The organism is Aestuariispira insulae, from assembly GCF_003385955.1.
GTDB lineage: Bacteria > Pseudomonadota > Alphaproteobacteria > UBA8366 > Aestuariispiraceae > Aestuariispira > Aestuariispira insulae.
Map to the genome: position 1 here is coordinate 40,853 of NZ_QRDW01000002.1, position 12,519 is coordinate 53,371.

Here is a 12,519-nt window from a genome sequence, read left to right on the forward strand (position 1 = left end):
CTATTAAGGACAAAAAGTTAATAGTAAGGCGATAATAACTCTCTTCATCGGATTGAAAAACAAATTGTAGAATAAAGATCAATAACGGGTGGTTTTGCGAGGGAGAATGACATGACCATTGTAACCGGAGCGGTGATCCAGGCGGGTACATGCCTGTTTGATAAGGAAAGAACCTTCCAGAAACTGGCCGATCTGGTGCATGACGCGGCAAAGCAAGGGGCAGAGCTTGTGGTTTTGCCGGAGGCCTTTATCGGCGGCTATCCCAAAGGCCTGGATTTCGGTGTCCGGCTGGGCATGCGTTCGGACGAAGGCCGTGACGATTTTCGGCGCTATTTTGAGCAATCCATAGCCGTGCCGGGACCGGATGCGGATAGGATCAGCGAGATAGCGGCCAATGCCGGGGTACATCTGGTGGTCGGCGTGGTGGAACGCGACGGCGCCACCATGCATTGCGCCCAGCTCTATTACGATGCAGCAGGCCATTTGATCGGCAAACACCGCAAGGTGATGCCGACTGCCCTGGAACGGGTGGTTTGGGGATTTGGCGACGGCACCGGCATTGTGGCCCCAAAAACCGGGCTTGGTGTGTTGGGCGGGGCGATTTGTTGGGAAAATTATCTGCCGCAGCTGCGCCTGGCGCTGTATCAGAAAGGGGTGGAGTTTTATTGCGTCTCCACTGTAGATGACCGGGAAGTCTGGTTGCCGACGATGCAGACGGTGGCATTGGAAGGCCGCTGTTTTGTCCTGTCCGCGCATCAGTATTTTACCCGCGGTGACGGGCCGGCGGATTATAACCCGATCCAGGGCGACGACCCGGAAACAAAACTGATCCGCGGCGGCAGCTGCATCATCTCGCCGCTGGGCAAGGTGCTGGCCGGGCCGGTCTTTGATGAAGAGGCGATTTTGACAGCAGAGCTGGACAAAGATGAAATTGTACGGGGAAAATACGATCTGGATGTGGTTGGTCATTATGCCAGGCCGGATCTGTTCACTCTGCTGGTGAATGAAACACCGCAGCGGCCGGTTGAGTTTGTGGGAGAAGAATGAGGCATGAGTTTTCGTATTGGTCTGCTTGAATCCGGCCGGGTCACCTCTGATCTGGTGGAGCGTCACGGGCGCTATGCGGACATGTTCAAGCAATTGTTCGGCGAGCTGGATGACAGCCTCATCTTTGTGGATTATGCGGTTCTGGATGGTGAGTTGCCGGGGAAAGTTGATGATTGTGATGCTTATATCGTGACCGGCAGCGCCAATGGCGTTTATGAACGCCTGCCCTGGATGGCGGATCTGCAGGATTTCCTGCGATCTGCCCACAAGGCGGGCAAGCGGTTGCTGGGTATCTGTTTCGGTCATCAGCTGATCGCCGATGCTTTTGGCGGCCAGGTTGAGAAGGTGGATCGGGGCTGGGCGGTGGGGCTGCATGATTACCGGGTCCATCATCCGCTGCCCGGCATGCCGGACGGCCGCGAAAGCTTCACGGTTTTTGCCACGCATCAGGATCAGGTGGTGGCCCCGCCGCCCGACGCTTTGGTCCTGGCGGGCAGTGATTTCTGCCCCAATGCGGTCTTGAAGATCGGGGATCATGTGCTCACCATGCAATGCCATCCGGAAATCCCCCATGCCTTTGCCCATGATCTGCTGGAAACCAGGCGGCCCCGGATTGGGGATGATCTGGCGGACCAGGCGCAATCAACCCTGTTTGGTGATTGTGATCGCTGGCATGTGGCCGGCTGGCTGCTGGATTTTCTGAAAAGCAAAGAGGCCGGACAGGTCCGGCCTCAATGAGAAGGAATTGACGGAACAAGACGAGGGGCTGCCGAAGGTCAGGCTTCAGCCGTCTTATTTGTCTCCTTCCGGGAAGAGGGCAACAGTTTCCAGCCCATATTGACCCCGGCGGCGGCAATGAGGATCAGCGCGATCCCTGCCATCTGATAGAGGCTGAGATCCTGGTCATAGACCAGATAATCCACCAGGATGGCCACTGCCGGGTAGACAAAGGCCAGAATGGCGATGGCGGCGGTTTTCAGCTTCTGGAAAGCGGAATAGAGCAGGATATACATGATGCAGGTATGGATCAGACCCAGGCCGACCAGGAATCCCCAGGCCCGTCCATCCTGGGGAGCGGCTTGGAAATCCACCAGGGGTGCCAGCATGAAACAGCCGAGAATAACCTGGATCAGCGCAATCAGATGCGGGGCCATGCCCTGCTGGCGCTTGATCACCAAAGTGGCGATTGCATAAAGCACCGCGGCGCCCAGGGCCAGGCCCAGCCCCTGGATCATGGCCATGTCACCGGTGAAGCTGGCGCTGTCCAATTCCAGGATCAAGACCAGCCCGCCAAAGGCGATGGCCAGCCAACCGAGCTTGGATCCGCCGATCTTCTCACGCAGGAATAGCGCGCTCAGCAACACCAGGAAAAATGGCTGTGTGTGATAGGCGGCGGTACTGATCGATATGCTGGCCAGGCTGAAGGAGGAAAACAGTAAAATCCAGTTGGAAACCAGCGCAACCCCGCCAACGAGCGCCAGGATCACATTGCGCCGGTTGAAGGAGGCGGGGCGGAGCAATCCGCGCCACCAGCAAAAAGCGGCAAGGCCGAGCGCGCCAAACAGGCAACGGAAGAAAACAGCATTAAAGGCCGACTGGCCGGATTCCAGAACAAAAAGCCCAATGGTGCCGGAAAGCGCCATGGCGATGATCATTTCGATCATGCCGGGCTGAAAACGGTGTATTTGCATAATAATGGTTTTCCTACTCAAAATGGTTCTGACATCAATTTGAGTTGCAATGGCGCCGCGGTAAATTTAGAACTTCTGAAACAGATGAAGAAAATCTAATGCTAGAGTCAAGGAACCGTCACCTGCCGCCGCTGAATTCTATCCGCGCTTTTGAAGCCTGTGCGCGGCTTGGCAGCGTTTCCAAAGCCAGTCAGGAATTGTCGGTTTCACCCTCCGCAGTGAGCCAGCAGCTGAAATTGCTGGAAGACTGGTTGTCGGTTTCGTTGGTCTTGCGACAGCCCAACCGGATCGGCCTGACCGAGGCGGGTAAACGCTATCTGTTGGAACTGACCGATCTTCTGGATCAACTGGATGCCGCGACCGACCGTTTGATGGGGGATGGGATTGAAAACCGCCTGCGGATATCGGTTGTGTCCTCCTTTGCCAGTGAATGGCTGATGCCTCGGCTGCGATCCTTCCGCAGTGCCTATCCGAAGGTTCAGCTGGAATTGTTGACCTCTGATCATTTTGCGGAATTTGCCAGGGACAGGATCGATATGGCGATCCGCTATGGCGGGGGCGACTGGCCCGGCGTCACAGCGGAACGGCTGATGCCGGAATGGCTGGGGCCGGTGTGCCATCCGGAGGTCGTTACTGCCGGTGTCCCGGTCCCCATGCTGGTCGATAGCGGCAGCCCCACGGGGATGCGGGTTTCGGAGGAAAAGACGATCCTGGAACAGCTGGATGATCTGCCACTTTCCGGGGATAGCATCGGTTTCAGTGATGCGCATCTGATGTTTGCTGCCGCCCGCCAGGGTGAGGGAGTGTCGCTTGGCCGCTCAGCCCTGGTGGCGGAAGACCTGGCGGCGGGACGTCTGGTGCCGCTGGTGAAACCCTGGAAACAGTCGCCCTATGCCTATTATCTGGTTTTTCCGGAGCGCCGGGAACCGGGTCCGGCGGCGCGTCTGTTCCGCCGCTGGATGCAAAAACAGGCGGCGGTTTCCCTGGCCGGCTTGCCGGAATGGATGACCGGCACGGGACAGGATAACTGAAACACGCTTCGGAGATATGTCCGGTCCCGGCATGTTCTGGTCGCTGCGCTATTGGTATTCAGCTAATCTTTGGGGTAGAACTATCTCATCAGGTGCTGTTAAACACCTGAGGTGCGGGGAACAGGCAACTTGGGAAGAATCCCATGGGATGGCGTATTGCCATAGCAAACTGGATCAGGCGGGTTTCGAACGGTCTGGCAAATGGAATAGCGGGTGACGAACATGCTATCCCGCCAGACGATTATGAGTTGTATCTGGCGCTGATCGACGGGATCGAATCCCTGGCCGAAGCCTTCATCGTCTGTGATGACCAAGGCAAGATCACCTATTTCAACGAACAATATCGCCGTATTTTCCCGGAACTCAGTGATGTTGTGCGGGTCGGGCTGCCTTTCACCGAATTGGTAGAAGCGGCGGTTCAGCGCAATCTCTATTCCGATGCCATGGGGCCTGATGCCGGGTCGGTGCGGCTGGCGGCGATTGATTCCAGTGACGATGTGCCGTTTTTGCAGCGGATGCGGGACGGCCGCACGATCCAGACCCGCGAAAGACGGACAAAAACCGGCGGGTTTGTTGGTGTGCGCACTGATGTAACGGCGGTCCAGCGCGGTCGGGACATGCTGCAATCCCTGATCGACAATATACCGGAACTGGTCACTCTGAAGGACAAGGACGGTCGCTATTTCTTCGTCAATAAATGCTTTGAAACCTGGACCGGCACATCGCGCGAAAGCATCATCGGGAAAACCGTATTTGATGTCTATGACGCAAAAGACGCCCTGGGGTATGAGGAGCGCGACCGGCGGTTGGCCAAGACCCTGGCGCCGGAAGTGGATGAGATGGAGATCCGTTTCCCCGATGGCCTGAGCCGGGCGATCCTGATGATCGCTTTTCCGGTGCTGGACAAGGAGGGCGGATATGGCGGATCCGGTGTGATCTGCATTGATATTTCCGAACGTAAGCGGGCCGAACAGGAATTGGCGGAGAAAGAGGCACAATTGCGGGCTGCGCTGGATAACATGCCAAGCGGCCTGTTGATGGTGGATGAAGATTTGGTGATCCGCGCAATCAACCGGCGCATGGTGACGCTTTATGATTTACCGCGGCCGGTGGCGACTGTTGGCACCCATATCCGGGAATTGATTGAATTCCGTGCCCGGCGCGGGGACTACGGTTCGGGATTGCCCGAACGTCAGGCCGAAGCGCGGCTGGGGTTTTGGCGGTCGGGCGAAAAGAGACATTACGAGGACCAAGTGCCGGGAGACCGAACGATTGATGTGCGGCTGAGCCCCTGTCCGGATGGCGGATGCATCGCGATTTGCAGCGAGGTGACCGAGGCCAAGCGGGCCGAGATGGAGTTGGTGGAACAATCCCTGCTGTTGCAATTGACCCGCAATGCCATTCGTGTGGCCAATGAAGCCAGGGATTTCAATCAGGCGCTGCAGAAAACCGTTGATCTGGTCTGCCGTCAAATGGATTGGCCGGTCGGCCATGTGTATTTGGTGGACAGGGCTAACCGGGATCGCCTTGTGCCGTCCGGTATCTGGTCAATTGGCGCTGATGAACGATTCCTCAAATTCAAGAAAGTCACTTCCAAGACAGTATTCCGGGCCGGGATTGGCCTGCCGGGACGGGTGTTGGAAAGCGGATGTCCGGTCTGGCTGCGTGATGTGCATCAGGACGACAATTTCCCGCGTGCCCAGGTCGTCCCGGAAATATCCATCCGGGCGGGCGTGGGCATTCCGGTGCGTGCCGGCGCACGGATTGTTGCGGTCATAGAGATTTTCTGTGAACAGCTCGTGGAGCGGGATCAGGCCCTGTTAGATACCCTGGAACAGATTGGTGTGCAACTGGGCCGTGTCGCAGAGCGTGATGAGATCGCAAAAGCCACGAAATTGAATGCGGAACGGCTGCGGCTGGCTATGGAAACCATGACCGGCGGCATATTGATGTTTGACCGGGATTTGAAGATCCTGATGGCCAGCTCCAGCTTTGCCGAGATTTATAACATTCCGCCCGAATTAATGGAGGTCGGATCCTCGGCGATCGAGGTTATTCGTTTCCGGGCCGAACGGGGGGATTACGGGCCGGGCGAACCAAAAGAACTGGTCCGCGAGCGGATCGAAGGCTATTACAGTGACGAGGCCGTAACCGTCATCGAGGATCATATTCCTGGTGGCCGGATCGTGGAGCTTTTCCGCACCCGCACCAATAACGGTGATACAGTCGCGGTCTTCAATGATGTGACCGAGCGCAAACATACCGAGCAGAAAATTCAGCAGCAGCGGGATGAACTGGAGCGGTTGAACCAGCAGAAGAATAAATTTTTCTCCATCATTGCCCATGATCTGAAAGACCCGTTCGGCAATATGCTGAGCTATCTTGAATTGATGAAGATCCAGGCGGAAGGCGGCCAGTTTGAAAAAATGGCCGGTTATGTGGGCAATGCTCTGCAGTCGGGCCAGCAGGTTTTCGATCTGTTGGAAAATCTGCTGGAATGGTCCTGGCTGCAGATGGACCGGGTGGAATTCAAGCCGGATGTTATCGGGATCGAGCCGATCCTGGAAAAGAATATCGCCCTATTTCAGCCGGTGGCCGATGCCAAGGGGATCGAGCTGATCGTTGATCTGGAGACTTTGGAGCATATTTATGCTGATCCCCGGATGGTGGATACGGTAATCCGTAACCTGATTAACAATGCAATTAAATTTACGGAAAGCGGTGGCATGGTCACTGCCGGTGTCCGCCGTGATGGCCGGATGATAGAGGTTTTCATCCGAGATACCGGCCTTGGCATGAGCGGGGAGAAACTGGCGCGCCTGTTCAAGCCTGAGGAAAAAGTATCGACCAGCGGCACGGCGGGTGAAGCCGGGACCGGCCTTGGCCTGATCCTGTGCAAGGAGCTGGTGGAAAATAATGGCGGTACCATCACGGTGGAGAGCCAGCCTGGTGACGGCAGCACGTTCAAGGTGGCTTTCCCTTCCGGGGAAGCCCTGAATGAAGCTCTGCCGGTCAAGCGGGAGAGCGCCTCAAAGGCGGTGTGATGAATCCAACTGATCCCTCATCCCGGCTCTGAGGCCGGGATGACGGGATTGGTTAAAGTGCCTACCGGTCCTTGAACTGGGCCTTACGCTTTTCCACGAAGGCATTCATGCCTTCTTTCTGGTCTTCGGTTGCGAACATGGCGTGGAACAGACGGCGCTCGAACCGGATGCCCTCACTCAAGGTCATCTCATAGGACCGGTTCACGGTTTCCTTGGTCATGGCGACAATCGGCTGGGAGAAGCCGGCGATGGTGCGGGCGGCCTGTTTTGCCTCTTCGATCAGCTGGTCGGCGGCGACCACGCGGGCAACCAGGCCCGTCTGTTTGGCTTCGGCTGCATCCATCATCCGTCCGGTCAGGCACATATCCATGGCGACTGATTTGCCGACAAAGCGCGTGAGTCGCTGCGAGCCGCCCATGCCGGGCATGACGCCCAGCTTGATCTCCGGCTGGCCAAACTTCGCGGTCTCTGCCGCGATGATGAAATCACACATCATGGCCAGCTCACAGCCGCCGCCAAGGGCATAGCCCGCGACCGCCGCGATCACCGGCTTGCGCGCATGCGTGAAACGTTCCCAGACGGCAAAGAAATCCTCGCCATACATCTCCATGTAGGATTTGGTTTCCATCTCGGAGATATCGGCCCCTGCGGCAAAGGCTTTTTCCGAACCGGTGATCACCGAACAGCCCACTTCCGGATCGCGATCGATCAGACCGACCAGTTCAACCAGTTCACGGGCCACGGTGGAATTGAGCGCATTCAGGACGTCGGGACGGTTCAGGCGGATCAGGGCAACACCGTCCGCCTTTTCCACGATCAGGGTTTCAAAATCGCCATAAGACATTATTCGTCCCCTTTGAGCATGTTGATGATGCCGGAGAAATCCACGCCGCCCTGACCGGCCGCGTCAAACAGGCCATAGAGCTGGGTTGCCTGAGCGCCAAGCGGGGTGTTGGCGCCCACAGACGCTGCTGCTTCCTGGGCCAGTTTCAGATCTTTGAGCATCAAGGCGGTGGCAAAGCCTGGCTTGTAATCGTTATTGGCCGGGCTGGTCGGCACGGGGCCGGGCACCGGGCAATAGGAATTGATCGACCAGCACTGGCCGGAGGAGGTGGAGGCCACATCAAATAGTGCCTGATGGCTCAGGCCCAGTTTTTCCGCAAGGTTAAAGGCTTCACCAACACCGATCATGGAGATCCCTAAGATCATGTTGTTGCAGATCTTGGCGGCCTGCCCGGCACCATTGTCGCCGCAATGGACCTGTTTGCCGCCCATGATCTCCAGATAGGGCAGGGCAGATGCAAAAGCCTCATCCGAACCGCCGGCCATGAAGGTCAATGTGCCGGCCGCGGCTCCGCCAACCCCGCCGGACACCGGTGCGTCCAGGGATTTCAGGCCTGCCTGCGCCGCCAGGTCATGGGCCTCACGGGCCGAGGCCACATCAACGGTGGAGCTGTCGATCAACAAGGCTCCGGTGCTGATCAGCGGCACAACCTGGTTATAAACAGCCAGCAGATGCTTGCCGGAAGGCAGCATGGTGACGATCACTTCGGCATCCTGCACGGCGGTTTCAACCGCGCTTTTGCATTCGATGCCATTGGCGGCGGCGGTTTCAAGGGCGGCTTCGGACAGATCGAAGCCTTTGACCATATGGCCCGCTTTCACAAGATTGGCGGCCATCGGACCACCCATATTGCCAAGACCGATGAAGGCGATGGTTGTCATGATTGCAAATCCCCGTTTGTTTCATCTTTTTAAAGCCGTCATCCCGGATCAAGTCCGGGATGACATTTGTCTTAATGTTTCCAAATCAATCCATGGTCGGAATGACAAACTCGGCGCCTTCCTTCATGCCGCCCTGCCAGCGGGATGTTACCGTTTTGGTTTTGGTGTAAAAGCGGATGCTGTCCGGGCCATGCTGGTTCAGATCACCAAAGCCGGAGCGTTTCCAGCCACCAAAGGTGTGATAGGCCAGCGGCACCGGGATCGGCACATTGACGCCGACCATGCCCACATTCACACGGCTGGTGAAATCGCGTGCCGCATCACCGTCACGGGTATAGATGGCAACGCCATTGCCATATTCATGCTCGCTGGGCAGGCGCAGTGCCTCTTCGTAATTGGCGGCGCGCACGATGGACAAGACCGGGCCGAAGATCTCTTCCTTGTAGATCGACATGTCCGGGGTCACATGGTCAAACAGGCAGCCGCCCATGAAATTGCCGCTCTCATAGCCCTGCAGGGTGAAATCACGGCCATCAACCACCAGCTTCGCACCCTCATTCACACCCTGGTCCACATAGTTTTTCACCCGGTTGAGCGCATCCTTGGTGACAAGCGGGCCATAATCAGCCTCCATATCGTGGGAGGGGCCGATCTTGAGCGCTTCCACCCGCGGGGCCAGCTTTTCCACCAGCAGGTTGGCGGTGGCTTCACCGACCGGCACCGCGACCGAGATCGCCATGCAGCGCTCGCCCGCCGACCCGTAACCGGCCCCGACTAGGGCGTCGACCGCGCGGTCGATATCCGCGTCCGGCATGATCACCATATGGTTTTTCGCGCCGCCGAAACATTGGACCCGTTTGCCGTTGGCACAGCCGGTTGAATAGATATATTCCGCGATCGGGGTGGAACCGACAAAGCCGATGGCTTTCACTTCCGGATGGTGCAGGATCGCGTCGACCGCTTCCTTGTCGCCATTGACCACGTTCAAGACCCCTTCCGGCAGGCCCGCTTCGATCATCAGCTCCGCCAGACGCATAGGAACAGAGGGATCGCGCTCGCTGGGTTTCATGATGAAGGCATTGCCGCAGGCGATGGCCGGGGCAAATTTCCACATCGGGATCATGGCCGGGAAGTTAAAGGGCGTGATGCCCGCCACCACGCCAAGAGGCTGGCGCAGGGAATACATGTCGATATTGGGTCCGGCGCCTTCGGAAAACTCACCCTTTTGCAGATGCGGGATGCCGCAGGCAAATTCCACAACCTCGATGCCGCGCTGGATATCGCCATGGGCATCCGGGATGGTCTTGCCATGCTCGGAAGAGAGCAGGCGGGCCAGGTTATCCTTGTCCTGTTCAACCAGTTGCAGGAATTTGAACATCACGCGGGCGCGCACCTGCGGGTTTTTCGCCGCCCAGCCGCGCTGGGCCACGGCCGCATTTTCAATGGCTGCATTCACCTCGTCCGTGGAGGCCAGCGCCACCTTGCCCTGCACCTCGCCGGTATTGGGGTCAAAGATGTCGGCGGTGCGGCCGCTGGTGCCATCCTGGCGCTTGCCTCCGATGAGATGCCCGATGTGATAGGTCATGATGAAGTCTCCTGTTCAGGTCTGAAATTCTCTGTCCAGGAGTTTATTGTGCGAAAAATCCAGTATATATAGGAAAGAAATCCCAATCATTGTGCGGAAATACACATGCTGGATTTCAACTGGAATGATCTGCGCTTCTTTCTGGCGGTGGCGCGCACCGGAAAACTGACCGAGGCGGCACGGCAATTGGCCACCGACCATGCCACGGTAAGCCGCCATATCAACGCGCTGGAAGCCAGCCTGGAAGCGAAACTGTTCGAGCGCAGCCCGCGCGGCTATCGCCTGACCGAAACGGGCGAGAGCTTCCTCAATCGTGCCAAACAGATGGAGGCGGTGGCGCTGGAGGCGCAGGCGGAAGTCTCGGAAAGCCTGCATGCTATCGCAGGCTCGGTCCGGGTCGGCGCGCCCGACGGGTTCGGCAGCCTGTTCCTGGCCTCCAGGCTGGGCCATTTCTGCCGGGAAAACACCCGGCTGGATATCCAGCTGGTCGCCATGCCCAGGGCCTTTTCGCTGTCAAAGCGCGAGGCCGATATCGCCATCAGCCTGACCCGCCCGATCGAGGGGCGCCTGACCTTCCGCAAGCTGACCGATTATCGCCTGCGGCTTTATGGCTCAAAAGACTATCTGAAAGGCGCGCCGCGCCTGAAGGCGGTGAGGGATCTTAATAATCACAGCCTGATCGGCTATATCGAGGATCTGATCTTCACGCCCGAGCTGGATTACCTGCCCCAGATCGCGCCAGACCTGCGCCCCGCTTTTTCCTCCTCCAACCTTTTGGCCCAGATGCAGGCCACATTGGATGGCGTCGGCCTTTGTGTGCTGCCGGATTTCATGGCCACCAAACATGCCGCGCTGACCCCGGTCCTGACCGGCCCGGTCAGCCTGACCCGCAGCCTCTGGCTGGTCATGCATGCGGACATGAAGGACCTGGCCCGGATCCGCCTGGTCGCGGATTTTATTGCCAAAGAGACGCATGCGGCGAAAGGGGTGTTTTTGCCGGGGTGAGGGGGATGTTTCAGCGCACTTAGCGCGATTCCCAGAAATCCTCAGTATCTCGCCAGATGCATTGTGTTTTGATGCTAGTGTTAATAAGACGTATCCCAACCTCTCATAGTGAATAAGAGAATAGTGCTCCCAGCACCAATGGTGCATTCTACTCGGGCCAATGAGGATCGAGTTTTAGGTGTGAGGCTAGCGATGTACCATCCTTCCAAACATATTTACCGTCTTGCACAATGACGTGATTGAAACATTTCAAATAGTCGGGAACTGGGAGCGCTGCAAATGGATTCATATAAAGATAGTTTCTTCTTGATGTTATCGACCAAGGACAAAGATTTTTGAAGACCCATGCACCAGATACTCTGGTGTAAATTGGTCCGTCTCGACCTATCCAAGCTCCATTAGGAACTCTATTCATTTCTTTTATGGGTTTATTTGGATTTTGGAAGTTGATGATGAATTGTTCTTGACCAAAAAGAGCCTCCATTTCGTCTATACTATCCATGGTTATTGAATCCACGTTCACAGCAATGACCAAAGGCTTTTCCAATTTACCATATTTTTTCCTTTGTCTTTTATCGCATTTCTCAGCGGTTCTCTTATGTTTACCCATCGCGCTCCATCTGAATAACTGCCAACGTTTCTAACTGAATTTCCTCGTTTTTCTGGGGATTTTGGTAGCGCAGTTATGGTCAGAGACCAATCTTCGTGTGTCCAAGTCAATTGGGGAAAATCACTGATTTGTGTATGGTTAGCTTTCAATAATTCATCTGGATCAAGTTTATTAATCCAGTTTTGGACTTTTTCTCTGAGCTTTTTTGATGGAGGTGAAGTGTTTGAAGATCCATTTGAAGAGATAAGCAAGAAGAAGTCAGGGATTTTGTCGTTTTCTAGCGCCTCTAGTACAACATTTTTCCGTTTCTGTGCCGCTATTTCTTCTGCAGTTAAGTCGGAGGCCAGAACGGCTTCGACATAAACTTCTTCTCCGTCAGGCAAGGTCACCAGGAAATCTGGATGTTTGTTGCTTCCATTTTCTAATTCTGGGTGATGAATAACCTTACAACCTGCCTGTTTGAACACAGAAAATAGAAAAATCTCGAATGATGCAGATGAAAAATCACTCTGTTCGCCAGATTGAATTCTAGCCCGTATCTCATTTGATTCATCTTCGGGAAATTCCTTGATCCATGTTTCTAGAAAATCCCGGACACGCTGAGCAGCTTCTGTACCGGAACGATCAAGATACTCAAATTCGGTCTCTGTCAGTTTTTTTGGACCCAAGTCTGATCTATTAGAATTAGCGAAAATCATTTTGCTTTTAGTTTATCCCTGAAAATTCTACTAAAGTCGTTTTTCGATTGCTGGGGAAGGTTAGGAAGATCTTACTCTAACTG

Annotated in this window: 11 protein-coding genes; 5 read left to right on the top strand and 6 right to left on the bottom strand. The window is 55.9% G+C overall.

Annotated elements, in window-relative coordinates; translation table 11 throughout:
• The first annotated feature begins 111 nt into the window (after positions 1-111).
• On the top strand, positions 112-1,047 hold the full coding sequence (locus DFP90_RS06165) for a carbon-nitrogen hydrolase family protein (RefSeq protein WP_115935586.1): 936 nt from the start codon (positions 112-114) through the stop codon (positions 1,045-1,047).
• A gap of 3 nt (positions 1,048-1,050) precedes the next feature.
• On the top strand, positions 1,051-1,785 hold the full coding sequence (locus DFP90_RS06170) for a glutamine amidotransferase-related protein (RefSeq protein ID WP_115935587.1): 735 nt from the start codon (positions 1,051-1,053) through the stop codon (positions 1,783-1,785).
• Between the two features lie 38 nt (positions 1,786-1,823).
• Here DFP90_RS06170 and DFP90_RS06175 read toward each other — a convergent pair whose 3' ends face one another.
• The gene (locus tag DFP90_RS06175; protein WP_115935588.1) at positions 1,824-2,738 is read right to left on the bottom strand and encodes a DMT family transporter; all 915 of its coding nucleotides are present in this window, start codon (positions 2,736-2,738) and stop codon (positions 1,824-1,826) included.
• A gap of 98 nt (positions 2,739-2,836) precedes the next feature.
• Here DFP90_RS06175 and DFP90_RS06180 point away from each other — a divergent pair, with 98 nt between their 5' ends.
• Entirely contained in the window at positions 2,837-3,769 is a 933-nt protein-coding gene (locus DFP90_RS06180) for a LysR substrate-binding domain-containing protein (RefSeq protein WP_115935589.1), read from the top strand.
• 143 nt (positions 3,770-3,912) lie between these two features.
• Positions 3,913-6,813 carry a PAS-domain containing protein gene (locus DFP90_RS06185; protein ID WP_115935590.1) on the top strand — a complete coding sequence of 967 codons (2,901 nt, stop codon included), beginning with the start codon at positions 3,913-3,915 and terminating at the stop codon, positions 6,811-6,813.
• A gap of 61 nt (positions 6,814-6,874) precedes the next feature.
• Here DFP90_RS06185 and DFP90_RS06190 read toward each other — a convergent pair whose 3' ends face one another.
• From DFP90_RS06190 to DFP90_RS06200, 3 genes are all read right to left on the bottom strand, one after another.
• Positions 6,875-7,657 carry an enoyl-CoA hydratase gene (locus DFP90_RS06190; protein ID WP_115935591.1) on the bottom strand — a complete coding sequence of 261 codons (783 nt, stop codon included), beginning with the start codon at positions 7,655-7,657 and terminating at the stop codon, positions 6,875-6,877.
• Entirely contained in the window at positions 7,657-8,538 is an 882-nt protein-coding gene (gene mmsB / locus DFP90_RS06195; RefSeq protein ID WP_115935592.1) for a 3-hydroxyisobutyrate dehydrogenase, read from the bottom strand. The genes DFP90_RS06190 and mmsB overlap by 1 nt, the downstream gene beginning before the upstream one ends.
• Before the next feature lie 85 nt (positions 8,539-8,623).
• A complete protein-coding gene (locus DFP90_RS06200; RefSeq protein WP_115935593.1) occupies positions 8,624-10,123 on the bottom strand; it encodes a CoA-acylating methylmalonate-semialdehyde dehydrogenase in 1,500 nt (499 codons plus the stop codon).
• Between the two features lie 105 nt (positions 10,124-10,228).
• On the opposite strand from DFP90_RS06200, the gene DFP90_RS06205 reads away from it, so the two are divergent.
• A complete protein-coding gene (locus DFP90_RS06205; protein ID WP_115935594.1) occupies positions 10,229-11,128 on the top strand; it encodes a LysR family transcriptional regulator in 900 nt (299 codons plus the stop codon).
• Between the two features lie 148 nt (positions 11,129-11,276).
• On the opposite strand, the gene DFP90_RS22670 is transcribed toward DFP90_RS06205, so the two are convergent.
• The gene (locus DFP90_RS22670) at positions 11,277-11,630 is read right to left on the bottom strand and encodes a hypothetical protein (RefSeq protein ID WP_147300949.1); all 354 of its coding nucleotides are present in this window, start codon (positions 11,628-11,630) and stop codon (positions 11,277-11,279) included.
• Between the two features lie 17 nt (positions 11,631-11,647).
• Positions 11,648-12,436, bottom strand: a complete 789-nt coding sequence (locus DFP90_RS06210) for a hypothetical protein (protein WP_115935595.1) — start codon at positions 12,434-12,436, stop codon at positions 11,648-11,650.
• Positions 12,437-12,519: the final 83 nt, after the last annotated feature.

Excerpts from the sequence above, each read along its gene's own strand:
- DFP90_RS06180 (WP_115935589.1), top strand. The coding sequence starts at position 2,837 with ATGCTAGAGTCAAGGAACCGTCACCTGCCGCCGCTGAATTCTATCCGC.
- DFP90_RS06165 (WP_115935586.1), top strand. The coding sequence starts at position 112 with ATGACCATTGTAACCGGAGCGGTGATCCAGGCGGGTACATGCCTGTTT.
- DFP90_RS22670 (WP_147300949.1), bottom strand. The coding sequence starts at position 11,630 with ATGGATAGTATAGACGAAATGGAGGCTCTTTTTGGTCAAGAACAATTC.
- DFP90_RS06185 (WP_115935590.1), top strand. The coding sequence starts at position 3,913 with ATGGGATGGCGTATTGCCATAGCAAACTGGATCAGGCGGGTTTCGAAC.
- DFP90_RS06210 (WP_115935595.1), bottom strand. The coding sequence starts at position 12,436 with ATGATTTTCGCTAATTCTAATAGATCAGACTTGGGTCCAAAAAAACTG.
- mmsB (WP_115935592.1), bottom strand. The coding sequence starts at position 8,538 with ATGACAACCATCGCCTTCATCGGTCTTGGCAATATGGGTGGTCCGATG.
- DFP90_RS06205 (WP_115935594.1), top strand. The coding sequence starts at position 10,229 with ATGCTGGATTTCAACTGGAATGATCTGCGCTTCTTTCTGGCGGTGGCG.
- DFP90_RS06200 (WP_115935593.1), bottom strand. The coding sequence starts at position 10,123 with ATGACCTATCACATCGGGCATCTCATCGGAGGCAAGCGCCAGGATGGC.
- DFP90_RS06190 (WP_115935591.1), bottom strand. The coding sequence starts at position 7,657 with ATGTCTTATGGCGATTTTGAAACCCTGATCGTGGAAAAGGCGGACGGT.
- DFP90_RS06170 (WP_115935587.1), top strand. The coding sequence starts at position 1,051 with ATGAGTTTTCGTATTGGTCTGCTTGAATCCGGCCGGGTCACCTCTGAT.
- DFP90_RS06175 (WP_115935588.1), bottom strand. The coding sequence starts at position 2,738 with ATGCAAATACACCGTTTTCAGCCCGGCATGATCGAAATGATCATCGCC.